Annotated in this window: 19 protein-coding genes; 8 read left to right on the top strand and 11 right to left on the bottom strand. The window is 54.7% G+C overall.

The genetic code is table 11. The annotated features are described in order from the left end of the window. Positions 1-103 precede the first annotated feature (103 nt). The 6 genes from ACIDEJ_RS11825 to ACIDEJ_RS11800 form a co-directional block, all read right to left on the bottom strand. The gene (locus ACIDEJ_RS11825) at positions 104-3,238 is read right to left on the bottom strand and encodes an efflux RND transporter permease subunit (protein ID WP_411988270.1); all 3,135 of its coding nucleotides are present in this window, start codon (positions 3,236-3,238) and stop codon (positions 104-106) included. Continuing rightward, a complete protein-coding gene (locus ACIDEJ_RS11820) occupies positions 3,219-4,784 on the bottom strand; it encodes an efflux RND transporter periplasmic adaptor subunit (protein ID WP_411988269.1) in 1,566 nt (521 codons plus the stop codon). The genes ACIDEJ_RS11825 and ACIDEJ_RS11820 overlap by 20 nt, the downstream gene beginning before the upstream one ends. Before the next feature lie 22 nt (positions 4,785-4,806). After that, positions 4,807-5,145 (bottom strand): heavy metal-binding domain-containing protein, encoded by a 339-nt coding sequence (locus ACIDEJ_RS11815; protein ID WP_411988268.1) that lies wholly within the window; start codon positions 5,143-5,145, stop codon positions 4,807-4,809. Positions 5,146-5,253: 108 nt separating this feature from the next. Beyond that, positions 5,254-5,679, bottom strand: a complete 426-nt coding sequence (locus ACIDEJ_RS11810; protein ID WP_411988267.1) for a hypothetical protein — start codon at positions 5,677-5,679, stop codon at positions 5,254-5,256. A 125-nt stretch (positions 5,680-5,804) separates the two neighbouring features. Next, positions 5,805-6,248: a DUF2057 family protein gene (locus ACIDEJ_RS11805; RefSeq protein WP_411988266.1), complete on the bottom strand. Its 444-nt coding sequence runs from the start codon at positions 6,246-6,248 to the stop codon at positions 5,805-5,807. A gap of 49 nt (positions 6,249-6,297) precedes the next feature. Continuing rightward, a complete protein-coding gene (locus ACIDEJ_RS11800) occupies positions 6,298-6,693 on the bottom strand; it encodes a hypothetical protein (protein WP_411988265.1) in 396 nt (131 codons plus the stop codon). Between the two features lie 342 nt (positions 6,694-7,035). Here ACIDEJ_RS11800 and ACIDEJ_RS11795 point away from each other — a divergent pair, with 342 nt between their 5' ends. Then, positions 7,036-7,599 (top strand): NapC/NirT family cytochrome c, encoded by a 564-nt coding sequence (locus tag ACIDEJ_RS11795; RefSeq protein WP_411988264.1) that lies wholly within the window; start codon positions 7,036-7,038, stop codon positions 7,597-7,599. A gap of 156 nt (positions 7,600-7,755) precedes the next feature. Beyond that, on the top strand, positions 7,756-10,119 hold the full coding sequence (locus tag ACIDEJ_RS11790) for a Tex family protein (protein WP_411988263.1): 2,364 nt from the start codon (positions 7,756-7,758) through the stop codon (positions 10,117-10,119). 103 nt (positions 10,120-10,222) lie between these two features. Here the strand turns inward: ACIDEJ_RS11790 and ACIDEJ_RS11785 are convergent, their stop codons facing one another. Further along, positions 10,223-10,720 carry a hypothetical protein gene (locus tag ACIDEJ_RS11785; RefSeq protein WP_411988262.1) on the bottom strand — a complete coding sequence of 166 codons (498 nt, stop codon included), beginning with the start codon at positions 10,718-10,720 and terminating at the stop codon, positions 10,223-10,225. A 37-nt stretch (positions 10,721-10,757) separates the two neighbouring features. Then, a complete protein-coding gene (gene bioH, locus ACIDEJ_RS11780) occupies positions 10,758-11,543 on the bottom strand; it encodes a pimeloyl-ACP methyl ester esterase BioH (RefSeq protein WP_411988261.1) in 786 nt (261 codons plus the stop codon). 24 nt (positions 11,544-11,567) lie between these two features. Here bioH and ACIDEJ_RS11775 point away from each other — a divergent pair, with 24 nt between their 5' ends. Further along, a complete protein-coding gene (locus tag ACIDEJ_RS11775; protein ID WP_411988260.1) occupies positions 11,568-12,296 on the top strand; it encodes a ComF family protein in 729 nt (242 codons plus the stop codon). A 144-nt stretch (positions 12,297-12,440) separates the two neighbouring features. Continuing rightward, entirely contained in the window at positions 12,441-13,019 is a 579-nt protein-coding gene (gene nfuA / locus ACIDEJ_RS11770) for a Fe-S biogenesis protein NfuA (RefSeq protein ID WP_411988259.1), read from the top strand. A gap of 118 nt (positions 13,020-13,137) precedes the next feature. Here the strand turns inward: nfuA and ACIDEJ_RS11765 are convergent, their stop codons facing one another. Next, positions 13,138-14,493 carry an MATE family efflux transporter gene (locus ACIDEJ_RS11765; RefSeq protein WP_411988258.1) on the bottom strand — a complete coding sequence of 452 codons (1,356 nt, stop codon included), beginning with the start codon at positions 14,491-14,493 and terminating at the stop codon, positions 13,138-13,140. Positions 14,494-14,513: 20 nt separating this feature from the next. Here ACIDEJ_RS11765 and ACIDEJ_RS11760 point away from each other — a divergent pair, with 20 nt between their 5' ends. From ACIDEJ_RS11760 to ACIDEJ_RS11745, 4 genes are all read left to right on the top strand, one after another. Continuing rightward, positions 14,514-15,569 (top strand): polysaccharide deacetylase family protein, encoded by a 1,056-nt coding sequence (locus ACIDEJ_RS11760; protein WP_411988257.1) that lies wholly within the window; start codon positions 14,514-14,516, stop codon positions 15,567-15,569. A gap of 212 nt (positions 15,570-15,781) precedes the next feature. Continuing rightward, positions 15,782-16,510 carry a glycosyltransferase family 2 protein gene (locus ACIDEJ_RS11755; protein ID WP_411988256.1) on the top strand — a complete coding sequence of 243 codons (729 nt, stop codon included), beginning with the start codon at positions 15,782-15,784 and terminating at the stop codon, positions 16,508-16,510. 4 nt (positions 16,511-16,514) lie between these two features. Beyond that, positions 16,515-17,195 carry a TVP38/TMEM64 family protein gene (locus ACIDEJ_RS11750; RefSeq protein WP_411988282.1) on the top strand — a complete coding sequence of 227 codons (681 nt, stop codon included), beginning with the start codon at positions 16,515-16,517 and terminating at the stop codon, positions 17,193-17,195. Beyond that, positions 17,192-18,913: an ArnT family glycosyltransferase gene (locus ACIDEJ_RS11745; RefSeq protein WP_411988255.1), complete on the top strand. Its 1,722-nt coding sequence runs from the start codon at positions 17,192-17,194 to the stop codon at positions 18,911-18,913. The genes ACIDEJ_RS11750 and ACIDEJ_RS11745 overlap by 4 nt, the downstream gene beginning before the upstream one ends. Before the next feature lie 221 nt (positions 18,914-19,134). Here the strand turns inward: ACIDEJ_RS11745 and ACIDEJ_RS11740 are convergent, their stop codons facing one another. Together ACIDEJ_RS11740 and lexA are read right to left on the bottom strand one after the other, a co-directional pair. Continuing rightward, positions 19,135-19,623, bottom strand: a complete 489-nt coding sequence (locus ACIDEJ_RS11740; protein WP_411988254.1) for a cell division inhibitor SulA — start codon at positions 19,621-19,623, stop codon at positions 19,135-19,137. Further along, positions 19,620-20,240, bottom strand: coding sequence for a transcriptional repressor LexA (gene lexA, locus ACIDEJ_RS11735; protein ID WP_411988253.1), 621 nt, complete (start codon positions 20,238-20,240; stop codon positions 19,620-19,622). Before lexA ends, ACIDEJ_RS11740 begins: the two co-directional genes overlap by 4 nt. Between the last annotated feature and the right edge of the window lie 78 nt (positions 20,241-20,318).

The raw sequence follows: 20,318 nt of genomic DNA, 5'->3' as shown, positions 1-20,318 counted from the left end.
CCTGCAAACAAAGGGACATTGGCAGGCCGCCAAAGATGTGTGGCAGTGCCGGCAATAAAATGGCCACATGACGTAGCCGTTTTTGCAAGATTGCTAGGTGGCATCAATCATGGGCCAGTTGCCGCCGGTATAACAGGAGATACAGCGCCGGCAGTACAAACAGCGACAATAACGGCGCGGTGATCATGCCGCCCACCATGGGGGCGGCAATCTTCTGCATCACATCATTTCCCGCACCTGCGCCCCACATGATGGGCAACAGGCCAAAAAAAATGGTGGCAACCGTCATGGCTTTCGGGCGTACCCGCATTACCGCCCCTTCCAGCAGTGCCGCTTTCAGGTCATTGACGCTGTGATAGTTTCCCTGTTGTTGCCGGTGTTTGATGGCGTTATCCAGATACACCAGCATTACCACGCCAAACTCGGCGGCAACCCCCGCCAGGGCAATCATCCCCACCGCTACCGCCACCGACATATTGTAATGCAGGGCGTAGAGAAACCAGGTGCTGCCCACCAGTGCAAAGGGCAGCGACAGCATGATCATGCTGGCTTGCAGGGCAGAGCTGAAGGTTAACATCAACAGGATGAAAATAACCGCCAGTGCCATGGGGATCACCTGCTCCAGTTTGCTGGCGACCCGCTGCATGTACTCATACTGGCCGGCAAAACTGTAACTGTAGCGCGGGGGCAGCGTTATCTGGCTGGCCAGAATCGGCTTTACCGTCTCGATGTATTCGCCAATGGAGGTGCCGCTGATGTCCACAAACACCCAGGAGATCAGCCGGCCATTTTCGCTTTTCAGCATGGGGGCGCCATCGGTGATGGCGATATCCGCCAGATTACGCAATGGCAGGTAGTGACCGGATTTGGTGATAACCGGCAGATTGCGCAGTTTGTCGATGTTGTCACGCAGCTCCCGGGGATAGCGCAGGTTAATGGGGTAACGCTCAGCCCCCTGTACCGATTGCCCTATTTGCGCGCCGCCAATGGCATAACGCACCACATCCTGAATGTCGCTGAGGGTCATGCCGTAGCGTGATGCTACCTGCAGGTTGGGCGTGATATCAATGTAGCGGCCACCGCCAACCCGTTCGGCATAGGCGGAGCGGGTATGGGGCTGTTGTGATAGCAGCGCCTCTATTTGTGCCCCAATGCGTTGCAGCTCCTCGACATTGTCGCCGGTAATTTTAATCCCCACCGGGGTTTTAATGCCGGTGGACAGCATGTCGATGCGGGTTTTGATGGGTTGCACCCAGGCATTGGTCAATCCCGGCACTTTCACGGTTTGCTGCAATTGATTGATGATGTCATCCAGGGTGATGCCAGTGCGCCATTCATCTTTGGGCTTGAGCATGATGGTGGTTTCCAGCATGGTCAGCGGTGCAGGGTCAGTGGCGGTTTCTGCCCGTCCCACCTTGCCGAAAACCCGTTTGACTTCAGGCACGGTTTTAATCAGCCTGTCGGTTTGTTGCAGCAGCTCGGCTGCCTTGCCCGCACTGATGCCGGGCAGGGTGGTGGGCATGTACAGCAAGTCGCCCTCTTCCAGCTCCGGCATGAATTCACTCCCCAGATGGCTGGCGGGATACCAGGCACTGGCCAGCGCCAATAAGGCGGCCATGATGGTGGTTTTGGGAAAGCGCAGCACCAGCTGCAACAGGGGTTTGTAACCGGCAATGAGCACCCGGCTGATGGGGTTGGCCGATTCTGCCGGAATGTTGCCGCGGATGAACAGCCCCATCAGAATGGGTACCACCGTAATGGACAATATGGCCGCTGCGGCCATGGCAAAGGTTTTGGTATAGGCCAGTGGCGTAAACAGTCGCCCTTCCTGATCTTCCAGGGCAAATACCGGCAGGAAACTCAGGGTGATGATCAGTAATGAGAAAAACAGTGCCGGCCCCACTTCCTTGGAGGCCTCGGCCACCATTTGCCAATGTTCTGCCCCTTTGGGGGCACGGCCATGTTGATGGCGGAACTGCTCCAGGTGCTTGTGCATGTTTTCTATCATCACGATGGCGCCATCCACCACGGCGCCAATGGCAATGGCAATGCCGCCCAGGCTCATGATATTGGCATTGACTCCCATCTGCCTCATCACGATAAACGCCATCAAAATGGACAGCGGCAAGGTGACAATGGCCACCAGGGTGGAGCGGGCATGCAGTAAAAACAGCAGGCATACCAGACTGACCACTACCATCTCTTCAATCACCTTGTGTACCAGATTGTCCACGGAGTTCTGGATCAAATTGGCGCGATCATACGTGGGGATAATCTCCACCCCTTTAGGCAAACCTGAAGTTAGCTGTGCCAGTTTGGCCTTTACCGCTTCAATGGTGGCCAGCGCATTTTCACCGTAGCGCATCACGATAATGCCGCCTACGGTTTCGCCCTCGCCATCCAGTTCTGCAATACCGCGCCGGGCGGCGGGGCCTTTGCGAATGGTGGCCACATCGCGCAGTAATAGCGGCGTGCCAGCCGGGCTGGTAATCCCTAAGGGAATTTCGGCAAAATCTTCCAATGTCTGGCGATAGCCTTGGGCGCGCACCATGTATTCGGCTTCGGCCATTTCCACTACCGAGCCGCCCACTTCACTGTTGGCCTTGCTGATGGCGGATTTAATGCTGGCAATGTCCAGTTTGTAGATGGCCAGTTTGTCCGGGTCGAGCACTATCTGGTAGGTTTGCTCCATGCCGCCAACCGTGGCCACTTCCGACACCCCGGCCACGCTTTGCAGCTCCAGTTTCAGGTACCAGTCCTGCAGGCTTTTGAGTTGTGACAAATCCAGCGTGCCGCTTTTATCCACCAGGGCGTATTCAAAAATCCAGCCAACCCCCGAGGCGTCGGGCCCAAGGGATGGCTGCACCCCGTCAGGCAAGCGGCTGCCTATCTGACTCAGGTATTCCAGTACCCGCGAGCGGGCCCAGTAAATATCGGTGCCGTCTTCAAAAATCACGTATACGTAGGAGTCGCCAAACATGGAGTAGCCCCGCACGGTTTTGGCACCGGGCACGGCCAGCATGGCGGTGGACAAGGGATACGTGATTTGCTCTTCCACCAGTTTCGGGGCTTGCCCGGGATAGGCGGTTTTGATGATCACCTGCACATCCGACAGATCCGGCAGGGCATCCAGCGGCGTTTTTTGCAGTGCATGCACGCCCAGCACCGTCACAATCAATGTGATAATCAGCACCATTATCCGTTGGCGGATGGCGGCATCAATGATGGTTTTCAGCATGGTGTGCCTCCTGTGGCTGGCTCAAACGCATCAGGCTGCCTTTGAGGCTGGCTTCAGAGTCCAGCAGGAACTGGCCGGAAATCACCACATCTTCATCGTCATCAAGGCCTTTGATAATTTGCGCTTTGCCGCGGCTCATCATCCCAACCTCCACCGGCCGGGCTACAAACTGATTATCCGCTGTTTTGACAATCACCCGGTTTTGTTTGCCGGTTTGAATAAGCGCTTCCTGGGGGATGACCAGCGCCTGCCGGTCAGCGCCACCAAACAGTGACACCCTGGCCAGTGTGTTGGGGCGCAGGCGAGTGCCGTTGTTGGGCAGTACCACCCGCACGCGCAAACTGCGGGTCATGGGGTCCAGCTCCGGGTAGATGTAGTCGATTTTCCCCTGCAATCCCTGGATGCCCATGGCCGGAATGCTGATTTCGGCGGTTTGCCCCTTTGCCAACCAGCGCTGCTCATTTTCAAACACATCGGCAATGACCCACACCTTGTCCAGCGACACCATGGACAGGATTTCGGTGGCGGGCTGCAGGTACATGCCATCGCGGATGTCGAGCTTTTTTACATAACCGCTATTGGTGGCGTAAAACGGTACCCGGTACTGGGTTTTACCGGTTTTTGCCAGCTGGTTAATCTGGGTTTTGCTCATGCCCAGCAGTTGCAGGCGCAAACCGGCTTTGCGCAGCAATTCCTGGTAACGGGCCTTATTGCCGGAGCGCTGCAACGTGTCCTGTGCCAGCAGGTAATCGTCTTGGGCATTGACCAGATCCGGTGAGTAAATTTCGTAGAGGAGTTGCCCTTTTTTGATTTCATCTCCGGCAGATTTCACCGCCAGTTTTTCAATCCAGCCATTGACCCGGGAATGAATATGGGTGATTTGGCTTTCGTCATAGCCCACTTCTCCCACGGTTTCCACGTAGTGCCACAGGGTGGCACGCTGGGTTTTGGCGGTTTTGAGGGCCAAGGCCTGCTGCATCTGTCCTGAGACATTCACCTGCACGGCCTGTTGCGGGCTGTCCATTTCCACGTTCACTTTTTCCAGATTCATGCCGCAAATGGGGCAGTTGCCGGGGGTGTCGCTGACAATTTGCGGATGCATGGGGCACACATACTTGATGGTGCCGCCGGGGCCGGTGTCATTATCCGCACGGCTCACGATTTTTTGTACCTTGAGGGGATTGGCCGCTGCCGGCTGATGCAGGGCATGATCATGCTGATGGGGCGCCGCTGACGGCGCGTCCTGATTTTTTGGCTGCAGGGTGCTGGTGGCCCCCGCCGTTTCCGAAACCGGAGATTGCGGCGGGATTGCTGCTTCATCCTTTACCAGAAACATGCCGCAAATGGGGCAGCGACCTGGCTTGTCGCTGCGCTCCTGCGGATGCATAGGGCAATAATATTCTCCCTGGGTAGTGACACTGGTCGGATGCTGGTGATGCTGCGAGTCATCGGTAAGTGCCAATGCCTGCATGCTCCATTGTGAGCCTGTTGCCAGAATCAGGCTCAGGAGGCAGGCCAGGTGACGACGTTGATTGTTATTGCGCATATGCGTTGTCTCCACCTGTGTATTAATGCTGATGCATGTTCATGGCATCGTTTGCGGGCGGCTGCATCTTGGGCGTATCGGTTTTTTTCATGGCATCGGTTTTCTCATGCATGGGCATGTTGTGCTCATGGGCATGCTGCATTTGCATTTCCTGGCTGTCTTTAGCCTCATCAGGTACCAGGTACATGCCACATATCGGGCAGGCGTCGCCTTTTTCCCCGGTAACCTGGGGGTGCATCGGGCAGTGATAGCCAGTGGCTTCGGTTGTTGGGCGTTGGTGCTCTGTATTGGCTGCATAGCTGTAGCTGCCAAGGCCAAAACTCAAAAAGGTGGTGATAATAAAGGCAATAATGGATTTCATAGATAGCTCCACGGCGGCAATCCTGACATCTCACAGACGTCAGCATCACCTCAAAAACGTTAATTCAGCGGTGTTTAATCGATTTTGGGCACAGGTGTGCCATGGAACTCAGGCAATGGGAGGTTTGAAGTTGGGATTCACATCAATGGAGCGAAAATGAGGCATGGGTGTGGCCACGGCAACGTCCGGCAGTTTGGTCACTGGCCAGGAAACGGCAGTCAGCAGGCTACCGGTGACGGATATCACCAAACAGTGTCCCCCTTTGCAAAATCCCTTGTCGTCACAGCAGTGATGGGCAGTCGTAGCGTTGGGAAGCACGTTTTCAACATTGTGCTCATCACAGCAGGGGGGGAGGGTTGTTTGTGGATGACAATCCATGGCAGCGGTCATGTCATGCTGACTGGTGGTGGCCACCATTATTTCAGGGGTTGCTTTGGCAGGCGGGATCATCCAATGGTCGTTAGACAGCAGCCCCTGCCCGACAAATGCGAGCAAGGTCAGTATCAACCCCATGTGACGACGTAGCAACTGCATAAGCATTCCCAAAATAATGGCCTGCTGAATTGTATCAGCTCAGCCTCAGGTAACGTTGATAATATTCACAATTGTATAAATTTTAGCAAGTGCTTTTAGTTGTAGCACACCTTGCCTCACGTTACTTAATGATTGGCGAGTAGCAACTGGGCAATCACGGCCGATTCGGGCTGCAGGTTGAATCGGGTCATTTCCCCATCAGCGGTTTGGGTGTTGACAAATGGTTGGCGCAGATAGGCGCGAGCGGCATCTGCATCATCAATTTGCGGAAGTTGGAGTGATAGCGGCTTTGGCGTCTGGAGATCCAGGCGCAAGTACAAAGGCGCTGAAGTGACCCAGGTACCAGAGTCATCTGCATTGTCAGCAAACAGATCGCGATAGCGCAGTACCAGCAGATGCTTGCCCTGATCCAGCAAGAGCTCTGCAAACGGGTAGGCCATGGGCTGACCATCCACCGTCAACACTTGTAGCGATGAGGGCAGGTGCAGTTGTGCGGCTTTGGGGGCGCCGATAACGGCAATAAAGAACATGGCAGAGGTCAATGCAGTAAGCAATGTTTTTGAGAACATAATGGGATTCCTGATGTTTATTAATTAACAATTTGGTTTTAAACGTTTTTTAAACTGTTAGATTAAGTGGCATCAGGGAGTTTGGCGGGGGTGTTTGTACGCTGCCGCTGGCTGTTTGTTCGCTCCAGCCAGTCCAGTCAATCGCCTGTGAAAGGGTGGGCGCGGATACTTGTGTGGCAGACCATACCAGCATGGCAGCAGAACCGCTGCAATGACTAAGGCAGTTTGCCTGACTGCAATGGCCTTGGGCCATATCACACGTCTGACAGTGACTGTCGTGTTGGCAGCAGGGCTGCATTTCTGCCTGCTGGGTGGCATGCCCAAGGTTTTGCCGCTCACTGGCAATGACATGTGCCGTTACCGACCCGGCCAACGCCAGTCGAGACGTAAACGCCTGACCGAATAACGTGACCAGTACAGCCATGATAAGCAGCAAATTTCGCATGTGTGTCCTTGGCATTGCAAAGAGGCTCAACCAATGAGACAGGTTGTTTTGCCCAAGGTTTCATGCATGAGAAATAAACCTTCAAAAGACGATTATTTGCGCAAGATCAATGCAGACATTTTCGCTTAAGTTTTGTTCACGGGATATCGTGATCCTTAACAAAATCAATACAAAATAGCCATTGCTAATTTAGCTATAATATGCACAAAGAGTTAGAAGTCTGTCGCATTTTAGCTTATTTAGGTCAGCTTAATTAATGGAAGTTGGTTTATAATTCGCCCCGGATAAAGAGTCAGTCCAATTACTATAAATTAAATAAAATATTTTATTGGAGAAGAAGTGATGAATTGGCGTGCACTATTCAAACCTAGCGCAAAGTATTCCATCGTATCACTGCTGGTAGTCGGTATCGTTATCGGCGTGATCGGTTATTTTGCGACCCAGCAAACCTTACATGCAACAAGCTCCGATGCTTTCTGTATGACTTGCCACAGTAACCATTCATTGAAAGATGAAGTGCTCGCTTCTGCTCACGGCGGCAACTCAAGTGGTGTAACTGTGCAATGTCAGGATTGTCATCTGCCGCATAACCCAGTCAAATACCTGATGAAAAAAATCGTCGTGTCTAAAGACCTTTACGGTTTCCTGACCATCGACGGCTTTAATACCCAGGCATGGCTGGATGAAAACCGTAAGGAACAGGCGGACAAGGCCCTGGCATATTTCCGCGGTAACGACTCCGCAAACTGCCAGCACTGCCACACCCGCATTTATGAAAACCAACCAGAATCCATGAAGAAAATGGCCGTGAGAATGCACACCATGAACTTCAAGAAAGATCCTGAAAAACGCAAAACCTGTGTGGATTGCCACAAGGGTGTTGCTCACGTATATCCCAAGGGCTAAGCCAGTACTTCGGATTGGAAAAAGCCAGTGCATCGCACTGGCTTTTTTTATTGCCTGTCGGGAGGGAGCAGAAGCGTAACAGGCCATGAAACTTTGCCGCGCACTGTGGTATGGTTGGCGCATTTCATGTTGAACAACAAACAGATTGTTGGATTTATGCACAATATTGCTCAAATAATCGCTCAGGAACTGGATGTCCGCGAGCAGCAGGTTGCTGCCACCATCACCTTGCTCGATAGCGGCGCTACCGTTCCGTTTATTGCCCGCTACCGTAAAGAGATTACCGGTGGTCTGGATGATACCCAATTACGTACCCTGTTCAGCCGCTTAGGCTATTTGCGCGAATTGAATGAGCGCCGGGACGTGATCCTCAAATCCATTGACGAACAAGGGAAACTGACCGCCGAACTGGCCAAGGCGCTGCACGATGCCGACAGCAAAACCCGGCTGGAAGATCTGTATCTGCCCTTTAAACCCAAGCGCCGCACCAAAGGCCAGATAGCCATTGAAGCCGGCATAGCGCCACTGGCGGAGCAATTATTTGCCGCAGTGGGAAATACCGCTTTGCAGCCCGAGCAGGAAGCGGCCGCTTACATCAACCATGATGCAGGGTTCAATGATGTGAAAGCGGTACTGGACGGCGCGCGTTACATCCTCATGGAGCGCATTGCCGAAGACGCTGATTTGTTGGCCAAGGTGCGTGCTCATCTGGTTGAAAATGCGGTGCTGCAAAGCAAGGTGATTGCCGGGAAGGAAAAAGAAGGCGCCAAGTTTCGGGATTATTTTGCCCACGCCGAGCCGGTGCGTAGCGTGCCGTCACACCGGGCGCTGGCCATGTTGCGCGGGCGTAATGAAGGGATTTTGAGCCTATCGCTGAATGCGGACCCTGAGAGCGATGCCAAAAGCGGCAGTTATTGTGAAGTCCTGATTGCCACTCATTTGGGATGGCAACTGACTGACAGTGCTATTGATGGTTGGTTAAAAACCGTGGTTACCGCCACCTGGCGCATCAAGATTGCGTTGCAAATGGAAACCGAATTCATCAGCCGCATGCGCGAAGCGGCAGAAGCGGAAGCCATTAAAGTTTTTGCCCGCAACCTGGGCGATTTGCTGATGGCGGCCCCGGCGGGCGCCAACGTGACCATGGGGCTGGATCCGGGCCTGCGCACCGGCGTCAAAGTGGTGGTGGTGAATGAAACCGGAAAACTGGTGGCCCATACCACCATTTATCCCCATGCGCCGCAAAAGCTGTGGGATAAATCCGTGCGCACGTTGTCGACGCTGGTGAATATGCACAAGGTTACCCTGATTGCCATAGGGAACGGCACCGCCTCCAGAGAAACCGACAAATTGGCCGCAGAGGTGATTGCCTCGGTGAAAGCCCAGCAACCGGCACTGACCAAAGTGGTGGTAAGCGAGGCTGGTGCTTCGGTATATTCCGCCTCCGAGCTGGCCGCCAATGAGTTTCCGGACTTGGACGTGTCATTGCGCGGGGCGGTATCCATTGCCCGTCGCTTGCAGGACCCTCTGGCGGAGCTGGTGAAAATCGAACCCAAATCCATTGGGGTTGGCCAGTATCAGCATGACGTCAGCCAAAGCCAGTTGTCCACATCGCTGGAAGCGGTGGTGGAAGACTGCGTGAACCGCGTGGGGGTGGATGTGAACATGGCATCCGTACCGTTACTGAGCCAGGTGGCCGGCCTTAACCGCTCGCTGGCAAAAAACATTGTGGAATATCGGGATGAACACGGGCGCTTTAATGATCGCCGCACCTTGCTCAAAGTGGCCAGATTAGGCCCCAAAGCATTTGAACAGGCAGCAGGCTTTTTACGCATTCACCAAGGCGATAACCCCCTGGATGCCTCAGCCGTGCACCCGGAAGCCTACCCGCTGGTGGAAAACATTGCCCGGCAGAAAAACATGCCACTGACCGACATGATTGGCAACTCGGCATTTTTGGCCGGTTTGTCTGCAGAAGCGTTCACAACTGCCGAGTTTGGGGTGCCTACTGTGACCGACATCATCAAGGAGCTGGATAAACCCGGACGTGACCCCCGTGGTGAATTCAAAACCGCGCACTTTAAAGAGGGGGTGGAAGCCATTACCGACTTGCAGCCAGAGATGGTGCTCGAAGGCGTGGTGACCAATGTGACCAATTTCGGGGCTTTTGTGGATGTGGGGGTGCATCAGGACGGATTGGTTCATATCTCCTCCCTTACCGATAAATTCGTCAGCGATCCCCATGGGGTGGTGAAAGCCGGGGATGTGGTAAAAGTGAAGGTGCTGGATGTGGACGTGGCCCGTAAACGGATTAGCCTCACCATGCGGCTGGATGAAAAAGCCCAGGCCAAATCGGTTGATAACACGGCGAAAAAGGCTCAGGGGCCATCACATAAAACCGCAGCCAACCGCGCCCAGAATCCCAAGCATCAATCGCGCAAGCCCGGGGCGAAAGACAAACCCCTTAATGCGGCCATGGGCAATGCCTTTGCTGAAGCGTTTGCCAAACTGAAAAAATAATCCAGGTGAAATCCATCATCGGCCGGAGCCTTGCTCCGGCTTTTTTATGGCTTTTTTGCGGTGAAATGCCACGGGCGGCAAGTGGCCAAGGCGCCTTAACGCGTCACGCCAGTGCTTCAATGCAGGCGTCTGCTGCCGGGGAGGTTTGTTGATGGTAGTAATTGCCAACGTGGCGGGCAACCGTGCGGTAAAAATCCTCGGATTGGCCCGATGGCATTGCCGTGGCGGCCGCTGATGACGGCGGGGCGGGGATGACATTGTCAGCAAGATGGATGTCTTTTCGTTTCAGTGCCGGCTTCATCATGATAATGGCAGAGGGGGTTTGCGCTGCCGCGGTTTGTGCTTGTTGCCGGGAGTTTTGCTGCTGTTGCTGATTGGACTGCTGTTGCCGCTCATGCACCTGGCTTGCCAGCTGCGCATATTGTTGGGCGTTATCTGCCGTGCGTTCGTGCTGCGGATTAAACGCCCGCTCTTCATGGCCCTTGGCGGGCTGTTGTGGCGGGATGACTGGCGGACGTTGCTGCCCCTCAATCCGGGCGGCATCCGTCGCCGGGTTGCTGGTGGCAAGGGGAACTTGTGGGTAGTTGGAGACAAGTTGCATGGCAAGTCCTTTCGGTCATTGCCTAAATTGTAGGCAACTAGAGGCTGGAATTAAACCCTTTTGTGGGTAACCAGTCTTGCAAATGCTGCAAAAACTCCTGTGGATGGGAGATAAACGGCGCATGGGACGCCTTTGGCAGCATTACATCCGTGGTCAGGCCGGAGACGGGGAGCAATGGCGGCAGGCGGCGGGAAACCAGTCCGTCCAGCCGTCCCCATATGCGCAGCCAGGGTTGGCTGATGGCGCTCATTTCCGGGCGCAAGTCCACTTGCTTCAGCATCATCAAGCCTTGGGCCAATGCATCGGCATCAGGCAGCGGTTTGGCCAATACCAACTCCTTGATATGGCGAATATCATCACGGGCAGTGGCACTTCCCATGGCCTGAATGGCCAGAAACCTTTCTACGGTGCGGGCCAGGTCCTGTTGCAGTTGCTGTTCAAATTGCTGCAGTACCTGGGGCGCAATGCCTGGCCAGGGCGGCGTGGTTTGCGCCATGAAGCAGGGCGATGAAGCGACGGTGATTAACGCTTTTACCCGCTGGGGCCAGCGCCGGGCAATGTGCATTGCCAGCAGCCCCCCCAACGACCAGCCAATCCAGATGGCATCGGCAGGCATGGCGGTTATTAACCGTTCAGCCCAGTCATCCAGCGTGCCGACACATGGCGGGCTGTCACCAAAGCCCGGCAGGTCAACACAGTAACTTCTATACTGGGGAAGTTGCGCCACAGTGGGCAAAAACACGCTGCCGTTAACCCCCCAGCCATGGAGCCATACCAGGGGGCGTCCGTTTCCGCACACGTGATAAAACAGGGAAGTTGTCATGGTCTACAGCCTGAGTAACAGCAAGTGAATATCATCGGCCCGTTCATGGCAGGATGCCGGGCATTGGCCGCCAGTTTACCCAATCGTTGCCTGTTGTGTCATCAGCAGGTAGCCGCACCTGGCTCAGGTATTTGCCTTACCTGCCTGCAAACTTGCCTATACCGCACGCCGGTGTGTTTGGGCTGTGGCCGCAAGTTAACCATTTTGGCGCGGTATTGTGGCGGTTGCCTGACAACGCGCCCGTTACCCGTGATTGCACCGGCAAGTTACCACTCGTTGCTGGGGCCGCTTATTCCGCGGATAAAATACCAAGCGCAATTTGCGGCCATGCCGCCACTGGTAACGGCGCTGGTACAACAGGTGAATGCGCTGCATGCTGCGGAGGTAATTCCGATTCCCCAAGTCTTGATCCCGGTGCCTCTCCACCCCCGGCGTTTGCGCCAGCGCGGCTTTAACCAGGCATGGCTGATTGCCCGGATGTTGGGGCAACAATTGCAATTGCCGGTGGCCGATGGGGTGCTGCAGCGGGTTGTGGCCACCTTGCCGCAAACCGGCATGGATGGCCGCGCCCGTCGCCGCAATCTGCGGGGGGCATTCAGGGTGATGGACAAGTTTCCCTATCAGCGCATTGCACTGGTGGATGATGTGGTGACTACCGGTACCACGGTGGATGAAATTGCCCGCACATTGGCCCCCTGGACACCCGACATCCAGGTGTGGTGTCTGGCCCGGGCAGAAGCCCCCGGAGTGTGATCCAGCAGTCAGGATGATCCCAAGCGTTTTCGAGAAACGCATAACCTGCGATTAAGGGGGCTACAAAGCCGGCGGGATGAGGAGTATCATATTGGCTAATTCTTACCAATTCACTCAGGTTTATCCTGACGGAGCAGGTTTTCCATGATTAGTATTTCTGAATCAGCACAGGCCCACTTTGTCAAACTGCTGGCCGATCAGCCCGAAGGCACCAACATCCGTATTTTTGTTATCAGTCCGGGCACCCCTCAAGCGGAATGTGGCGTGTCTTACTGCCCGCCAGATGCGGTGGAAAGTGATGATATCGAGTTGGAATTCAATGGTTTCAACGCCATGGTGGATGAAAAAAGCGCACCGTTCCTGGAAGATGCCAGCATCGATTTGGTGACCGATCAGCTGGGTTCGCAACTGACACTCAAGGCCCCCAACGCCAAAATGCGCAAGGTTGATGACGATGCGCCGCTGCGGGATCGGGTGGAATATCTCATCCAGTCTGAAATCAACCCGCAGCTGGCCAGCCACGGCGGCCATATCATGCTGGTGGAAATCACCGATGAAGGCGTGGCAGTGCTGCAGTTCGGCGGTGGTTGTAACGGGTGTTCCATGGTGGATGTCACGTTGAAAGACGGCATTGAAACCCAGATGCTGGAACGTTTCCCCGGCGAATTGACCGGCGTGCAGGACGTGACCGAGCATCAGCACGGTTCTCACTCTTACCAGTAACAAATGGCGTAAAAGCGCTGTTTGCCCACTATTGCAATGGTGCCTTATGGCACCATTTTCATGCCCGGTTATTGGTGACCGTCCATATCAATAACCGGGCATATTTATGACCGATGGCTTAAACGGCCCGGGAGCCAAATCCTGTGCTGACAAAATGGTGCCGATTAATCCAGTAATGCCCTGCCAGCGTCAGGCTGCGGGCCAGCATGAAGCAGCTCAATGCGGCCCATAACCCGTGATTGCCCCAATGCTGCAGCCACCACCATACCGGTAAAAACACCCCGAAGGTGGCCAGCAACATGCTGTTGCGCATGGCTGTCCCTTTGGCCGCGCCAATGTACACGCCATCAAACAGATAACAGCCAAATGCCAGTAGCGGCATCCAACTGAGCCACGGCAGGTATAGCGCTGCGGTATCGCGCACACTGCTGATGCTGGTGAGCAGCGCCACTAAGTGCCCGCCCGTGCTCATGAAGGCGGCGCTGAAAACACAGGCAATGAGCAGCGACCAGCCACAGGCCAGCATCACGGCAGATTGCACGGCATCATCCCGGCCTTTGCCGCTGGCTTGCCCCACTTCCGCTTCGGCGTAATATGCAATGCCATCAAGGGCATAGGAAAGCAGCAGCAACAGGTTGAGCAATACGGCATTGGCGGCTACGGTTGCATCACTGATGCCAGCGCCCTGAAAGGTCATGAAGGCAAAGGTGCCCTGCAGGCATAAACTGCGGATGAAAATGTCCCGGTTGAGTTTTAACAGGCGGGCAAACCCTTGCAGGTTCAATTGCTCCAGCAGCAGGGTTAGCGGCATGAGTGGCTGTTGGCGCAGTTCCCTGTACACCATGTACAGCGCCACGGTGCAGGCGATGATTTCCGCGGCAACCGAGGCGAGCGCTGCGCCCGCTACGCCCAGATGCAACCCCCACACCAACAGGAGATCCAACCCAATATTGGCAATGTTGGCGATGATGAGCTGCCACATGGCGGCTTTGGGGCGTTGCCTGCCCAGCAGCCAGCCCAGCAATACCAGGTTCAGCAGGGCAAAAGGGGCCGACCAGATGCGGATTTGAAAATAACTTTTGGCGTATAGGGTTACCTCCGCACTGGCATCGTTCAGGTAATCGGCCATCGCCCACAGGGGGTTTTGCAGTACCAGCAGCAACATGCCCAGACCGATGGCCAGTAGCCCGGATTGCACCAACAGCAGTTGCTGCTGGTGATGGTTTTGGGCGCCGAAAGCCTGGGCTGTGAGCCCGGTGGTGGCCATGCGCAGAAATCCCAATAACCAGAACAGCAATGTTATAATGGTGGACCCAAGCGCCACGCCACCCAAAAACCAGGCATTGCTCAGATGCCCGATAACCGCCGTATCTACCAGCCCCAAAAGCGGCACGGTAATATTGGACAATATCATGGGCAGTGCCAGTGCCCACAGGCGTCGGTTTTGCTGTCGATTAAAAAAGCTGAAAGCCATAATTCCCCGGAGGTTGGTAAATGTTGTGCAGTTTGCGAGTGTTAGCAGCCATCATCTTGCTGGTTGCGGCGCCTTACAGTCTGGCCGCGGTCATTTTACAGTATCATCATGTGTCTGAAACCGCCCCCAAAGTGACCAGTGTCACCCCGGCCCAGTTCAAAGAGCAGATGCAGTATCTGGCCGACAATCACTTCCAGGTGGTGCCATTAACGGAGGTGGTTGCGTCGATTAAGGCAAAAAAGGCGTTACCGGCCAAAACGGTGGCCATTACTTTTGACGATGGCTACCGTAGCACTTTTGATACGGCCCATCCAATACTGCAGGCGTTCGGTTTCCCTTACACGGTTTTCGTGTCCATTGCCCCAACCGCCAAGGGTTATCGGGACATGATGAGCTGGCCGCAGCTGCAACAGTTGGCACAACAGGGCGCTACCATTGCCAATCACAGTTACCGTCATGATCATTTAATCCGCCGTTTAGCCGATGAAACAGAAGCGCAATGGTTGGCGCGGGTGACCCGGGATATTCTGGCCACCGAAAGCGAAATCAAGGCGAAAACCGGCCAAAGCGTAAAACTGCTGGCGTATCCTTACGGCGAATACAACACCCGGTTGCAGGCCCTGCTGACGGAGGTGGGATTCGTGGGCCTTGGGCAGCAGTCCGGTGCCGCCGGTCCCTATTCTTTGCTGACAGCACTGCCCCGGTTTCCCGTGGCAGGTGCCTATGCCGATATGGATTCCCTTAAAGTGAAACTGGCGGCCCGCAACATGCCGGTTGTCAGCAGTTCACCCACAAACCCTGAGCTGGCAGACGGCCACTGGCAACCCCGGTTGCAGGTAACCCTGGAGATGGCAGACATCAACCCGGCGCAGCTGCGTTGCTATCTGCCTGGGCAGGCGGCGGTAAAACCGCAGTGGATAAGTGCCGACAGTTTTCAGGTTCAGGCCCTTAAGCCACTGCCCGCCGGACGCTCCCGCTACAATTGCACCGTGCCCAGCAAGCATGGCCATGGCTACTATTGGTTTTCCCAGTCGTGGGTACGCCCGGATGACCAAGGGCAATGGCTCATTGAATGAGGTTTGTCGTGGGGCGTTGTTGCCAGCTTATCCGGCACTCGTACCATAAAGATCGGCAACCGGTCATAAAACCACTATAGTATCAGTGCCCAAGCTTGCCCCTGACTGAAAGTTTTGGGCATTATGTGCAGCTCATAATATTCTGCTAATAAATGCCGATTAGGCTTGTTGGCGGATGATAAGGGACCCCAGTGGAGGGTCAGGAGTAACTTTTGATTTCAGTCGTAATCCCCGCCAAAGACGAAGCGGGCAATATCGGGCCGCTGATGGATGAAATTTGTCAGTCTCTACAGGGTCTTAGTGAATTTGAAATTCTGGTGGTGGATGACGGCAGCAGTGACGGCACTGCGCAGGAAGTCATGGATACCGCCAATAAAAATGGCTGTAATGCCAAAGCCATCGTCCATCGTCGCAGCACCGGCCAGAGTACGGCGGTTTGCACCGGGGTGCGTCATGCCACCGGCCAGTACATAGTGACGCTGGATGCGGACGGGCAAAACGATCCGGCGGACATTCCCGCCATGCTCAAGTTAACCGAAAGCATTCAGACACCACATTTCTGCATTGCCGGATACCGTAAAAACCGCAAAGACACTGCCTGGAAACGTTTTCAGTCGCGCATTGCCAACAAGGTGCGTAATGCCATGCTGCATGACGGGGTGCCCGACACCGGCTGTGGCTTGAAGCTGTTCCCCCGGGACACCTTTTTGCAACTTCCCTATTTTAATCACATGCACCGTTATATACCGGCTTTGGTGCGGCGCATGGGCGGTGAGGTATTCATTTCCGTGGTGAACCACCGGGATAGGGGCGCTGGGGTTTCCAAGTACACCGCATGGAATCGCATGTGGGTGGGTATTGTGGACATTCTGGGCGTGATGTGGCTTATTCGCCGGGCAAAAATTGCGGAGATTGAACGCGTTGACAGTCATCAGCCATAATGGCGTGAAGCGTCTGGCAAAAGCTGCTGTGGTCACCGCCATCCTGTTCATGCTGGCCTGGGCTGTAAAGGAAGGCTGGTTTGAACATCTCACCGACAGCAACTGGGTGGCTTATTTTGTAAAAACCAACGGCCTTTATGGCTGGGGATTGTTACTGGTGGCCGGCGCCTTGTTTACTGCTGCCGGAGGCCCCAGGCAGATGATTGCATTTGTTTTCGGGTTTGCCTTGGGTGGCTGGCAAGGGGCGCTGTATTCCACCCTGGCCGCGTTGTTGGGCTGTGTGCTCAGTTTTTATGTGGCACGTTTAACCTTTCGCAGCAGTTTGCAAAAGCGCTTTGGCCGCAAACTGCAAAAATTTGAGTCCCTGGTGATCCATAACACCTGGCTCAAAGTGTTGATGATCCGTCTTTTGCCCGTGGGCAGTAACCTGTTAACCAATCTTTTTGCCGGCGCTACCCATGTGCCCGCCCGGGGGTTTTTGTTCGGCAGCGCCGTGGGTTATCTGCCCCAAATGTTGATTTTTGCCTATGCGGGTGCCGGGGTGGGGCTGTCGGATCATGTGCAGCTGATCATCAGCATCGCCCTGTTTTTGGTGTCCAGCATTATTGGCACATACCTCTATCGTAGCCGCCTGCAGCGCCAAGTGGGTGAGCTGATTTCTGAAAATGAAGAGACCGCTCAATGACTTTTTTGCTGAAACCTTTCGAGTCGGATGATTATCGCCGGGTGTTTTGGGCGCTGTTTTGGTTAACGCTGGTGGTGATGTTACTGGGCGTGGGCTTTCGTTCGCCATGGCCGGCAGATGAGCCACGTTTTGTTGAGGCCGCTCGGGAGATGGTAAACAACGGGCAGTGGCTGTTTCCCAGTCGCGGCGGCGAGTTTTATCCTGACAAACCTCCGGTGTTCATGTGGGCCATTGCGCTGTTTTACTTGGTGCTTGGTAATCTCAAACTGGCGTTTTTGCTGCCCAATGCCTTGTCCGGCTTGTTGACCGTCATGCTGGTGTACGACCTGGGCGCCCGCTTATGGAATGTGCGCACTGGCCGCAATGCGGCATTACTGCTGATGCTGGTGCCCCAGTTTTTATTGCAGACCAAAAGCGCCCAGATAGACGCCATGGTGATGTGCTGGATAACCGTGGGTTGTTACGGTCTCATTCGCCATTTCATGCTGGGGCCAAACTGGACATGGTATTTTATTGCCTGGGCTTTCATGGGGCTTGGGGTGATTACCAAAGGCGTGGGTTTTTTACCCCTGCTGATGTTACTGCCCTTGGGGTTTTATGCCTGGCGCCGGCAACTGTACCGGCAAAGCTGGCGCTGGCGAGCGGTGGCGGGGCCACTGGTAATGCTGGCGGTGATTGCCGCCTGGCTGGTGCCCATGGTGCTGACGGTGTTGCAGCATAATGCACCGGAATATACCGCTTACATGAACAATATCCTGTTCAAACAAACGGGGCAGCGTTATGCCAATGCCTGGCACCATATCAAGCCCTGGTATTTTTTTGTAGTCAGTGTGATCCCCTGGTTGTGGTTTCCATTGCCCTTTTTGGCGTTGGCCCATTGGAAAACCTTTGTGGCACGGCTGAAGCAAGACCCGCAAATTGTCATTTTGCTGGTATGGGTGGGGCTGGTGATTTTATTTTTCAGCATCAGTCCCGGCAAACGTAACCTGTATATTTTACCTGCGTTGCCCATGGCAGCGTTGGTGATGGCCGCCGCTTTGCAAGGGGTGGGGCAGCGGCGCTGGTTTGAATGGCTGGTGTCAGGGCTGTTGTGGTTCGTCACCGCCGTGGTGGCGATCGTCGGGGTGATGGCCGTTATCGAGTCTCCCTGGCTGCTGAGAAAACTGGCGGATTATACCGATGATGTCCGCCACTTTGGCTATATGCTATTGACCATGGCGGCGCTGTGGCTGGTGGTGTTATGGAAAAGCCGTCACGGTTTTTCATTGGTTCGCGCCGGGGTGGTTACCTTTATTGGCTGGATGGTGTTTACCAGTTGGGGTTCCCTGTTACTGGATGCCGTACGTACCCCAAAAGCCGTTTTGCAGCATACCGCAGAGGTGGTTGGTGCTGATGCCCAACTGGGGTTGGTGCATTTCAAAGAGCAGTTCATTCTGTTTTCACCGCTGGATATTACCCACTTCAGTTATCTGGCACCGGTGGCAGAGCAGGAGCGCAATGCCTGGCGCTGGTTGCAGCAAGGCCAGAAACGCTATCTGCTGGTGGCTGATAATGAAAAACTCAGCTGTTTTGATATGAGCAAGGGCCGAAACATGGGAAGGGCACATCGGCGTAATTGGTTCCTGTTGGAGCCAGATGCCATGCTGCCCACATGTACTGCTCCCGAGCGGGTGAGCGTTTATTACACCCCACATCCCGGACACTGGCTGAAAGAGTAATTACCGCCCGATATGAAATGGGTCAAAGGCATAACGTCATTTTGCATTTCGTGGTGTCATAAAAAACGCAGCGGATGCTGCGTTTTTTATGGGGTTAACTCGTACTTAAACCAAGAGTTAAACCATGAGTAAAGCTTCGAGGCCTGCAACGTTATCCTGTATTCCAATGCGCCATTTTACTCGCCGTAAAGTGGTGCAGTGGCCCTCCCGGCAAATCGGCTTTAGTGCACGGCTTGCAGTTTGGGAAACAACGAGGCCGGCTCTGCGGCCATCGGGTTGTTTTCCAGCACTATGCCCATGGCCCTGGCGCTTTTGGCCACCAGTTGCAAGCGGCGCTTGTCTTTGTGATCCAGCTGTTCCACCCAGCTTATCACCGCACTGGAGGTACCGCTGGTCAGGGCTTTTTCCATGGCCCATAAGGCTTCCACTTCATCCCGGGCCCGCACCAATAACACTCGGTCCATGCGCACGCCGGCATCTGCCAGCAACTCTTTATAGCCGATGGCGTTTTCCGGGTTAATCAGCACAATCCAGCGGCCAAGCTGACTTAAGCGGGCCAGCTGCGTACTGAGTTGCTGCAGCTCCTGTCGTCCCTGAGAGTGAGTGACAAGGCTGGTAATTTCCGTTTGCTGCCAGCTGTGCTCAGCCACATAGGCAGCATCCTGCCATAGTCCGGGGTGCTCCGGGGCCTTTCCCATGAGAGTGCTCATAACCAGTCTCCGTTGCGGATGATTCCCACTGCCAGACCTTCAATGGTCAAGGGCTGACAGCTCAGGTCAACGCGGATCGGTTGGTATTCGTCATTTTCCGGATGCAGCAGTACAATGTTGCCCTTTTTCTCAAAGCGCTTCACGGTCACATCATCATCCACCCGGGCAACCACCACCTGGCCGTTGTGGGCATCTTGCATTTTGTGTACTGCCAGCAAGTCGCCTTCCAGAATGCCGATGTTTTTCATGCTGTCACCACGAACCCGCAGCAGAAAATCGGCACTGGGGTGGAACATGGCAGGGTCCACCTGATAATACTGTTCAACATGTTCCTGGGCGAGAATCGGCTCGCCGGCCGCAACCTGGCCAATCAGCGGCAGCCCGGTTTCTTCCGGCTGTTCTTCTTCCATGGGCAGGCGCAGCCCACGGGAGGTGCCGGGCATAATCTCAATGCAGCCTTTTTTGGCCAGCGCCTTGAGGTGTTCCTCTGCCGCATTGGCACTTTTAAAGCCCAGCCGGCTGGCAATTTCTGCGCGGGTAGGGGGCATGCCGGTTTCGGCAATGTTGGTTTTAATCAACTCCAGGATTTGCGCCTGTCGTGGTGTCAGCGGTCTCATGTTGATTCCTGTTTTTTCATACAGTAACTGTTAGTATATACAGTATTTTGAGCAGTGCAAGTATTAACCAATTGTCAG

The sequence above is a fragment of the Shewanella mytili genome (genome assembly GCF_046765975.1).
In the GTDB taxonomy this organism is placed as follows: Bacteria; Pseudomonadota; Gammaproteobacteria; order Enterobacterales; family Shewanellaceae; genus Shewanella; species Shewanella mytili.
Note: the sequence above shows the minus strand (reverse complement) of the source record. Positions and strands in the feature narration are given on the sequence as shown.

Coding starts and splice junctions, on each gene's coding strand:
- ACIDEJ_RS11825 (WP_411988270.1), bottom strand. CDS start 3,238: ATGCTGAAAACCATCATTGATGCCGCCATCCGCCAACGGATAATGGTG.
- ACIDEJ_RS11820 (WP_411988269.1), bottom strand. CDS start 4,784: ATGCGCAATAACAATCAACGTCGTCACCTGGCCTGCCTCCTGAGCCTG.
- ACIDEJ_RS11815 (WP_411988268.1), bottom strand. CDS start 5,145: ATGAAATCCATTATTGCCTTTATTATCACCACCTTTTTGAGTTTTGGC.
- ACIDEJ_RS11810 (WP_411988267.1), bottom strand. CDS start 5,679: ATGCAGTTGCTACGTCGTCACATGGGGTTGATACTGACCTTGCTCGCA.
- ACIDEJ_RS11805 (WP_411988266.1), bottom strand. CDS start 6,248: ATGTTCTCAAAAACATTGCTTACTGCATTGACCTCTGCCATGTTCTTT.
- ACIDEJ_RS11800 (WP_411988265.1), bottom strand. CDS start 6,693: ATGCGAAATTTGCTGCTTATCATGGCTGTACTGGTCACGTTATTCGGT.
- ACIDEJ_RS11795 (WP_411988264.1), top strand. CDS start 7,036: ATGAATTGGCGTGCACTATTCAAACCTAGCGCAAAGTATTCCATCGTA.
- ACIDEJ_RS11790 (WP_411988263.1), top strand. CDS start 7,756: ATGCACAATATTGCTCAAATAATCGCTCAGGAACTGGATGTCCGCGAG.
- ACIDEJ_RS11785 (WP_411988262.1), bottom strand. CDS start 10,720: ATGCAACTTGTCTCCAACTACCCACAAGTTCCCCTTGCCACCAGCAAC.
- bioH (WP_411988261.1), bottom strand. CDS start 11,543: ATGACAACTTCCCTGTTTTATCACGTGTGCGGAAACGGACGCCCCCTG.
- nfuA (WP_411988259.1), top strand. CDS start 12,441: ATGATTAGTATTTCTGAATCAGCACAGGCCCACTTTGTCAAACTGCTG.
- ACIDEJ_RS11765 (WP_411988258.1), bottom strand. CDS start 14,493: ATGGCTTTCAGCTTTTTTAATCGACAGCAAAACCGACGCCTGTGGGCA.
- ACIDEJ_RS11760 (WP_411988257.1), top strand. CDS start 14,514: ATGTTGTGCAGTTTGCGAGTGTTAGCAGCCATCATCTTGCTGGTTGCG.
- ACIDEJ_RS11745 (WP_411988255.1), top strand. CDS start 17,192: ATGACTTTTTTGCTGAAACCTTTCGAGTCGGATGATTATCGCCGGGTG.
- ACIDEJ_RS11740 (WP_411988254.1), bottom strand. CDS start 19,623: ATGAGCACTCTCATGGGAAAGGCCCCGGAGCACCCCGGACTATGGCAG.
- lexA (WP_411988253.1), bottom strand. CDS start 20,240: ATGAGACCGCTGACACCACGACAGGCGCAAATCCTGGAGTTGATTAAA.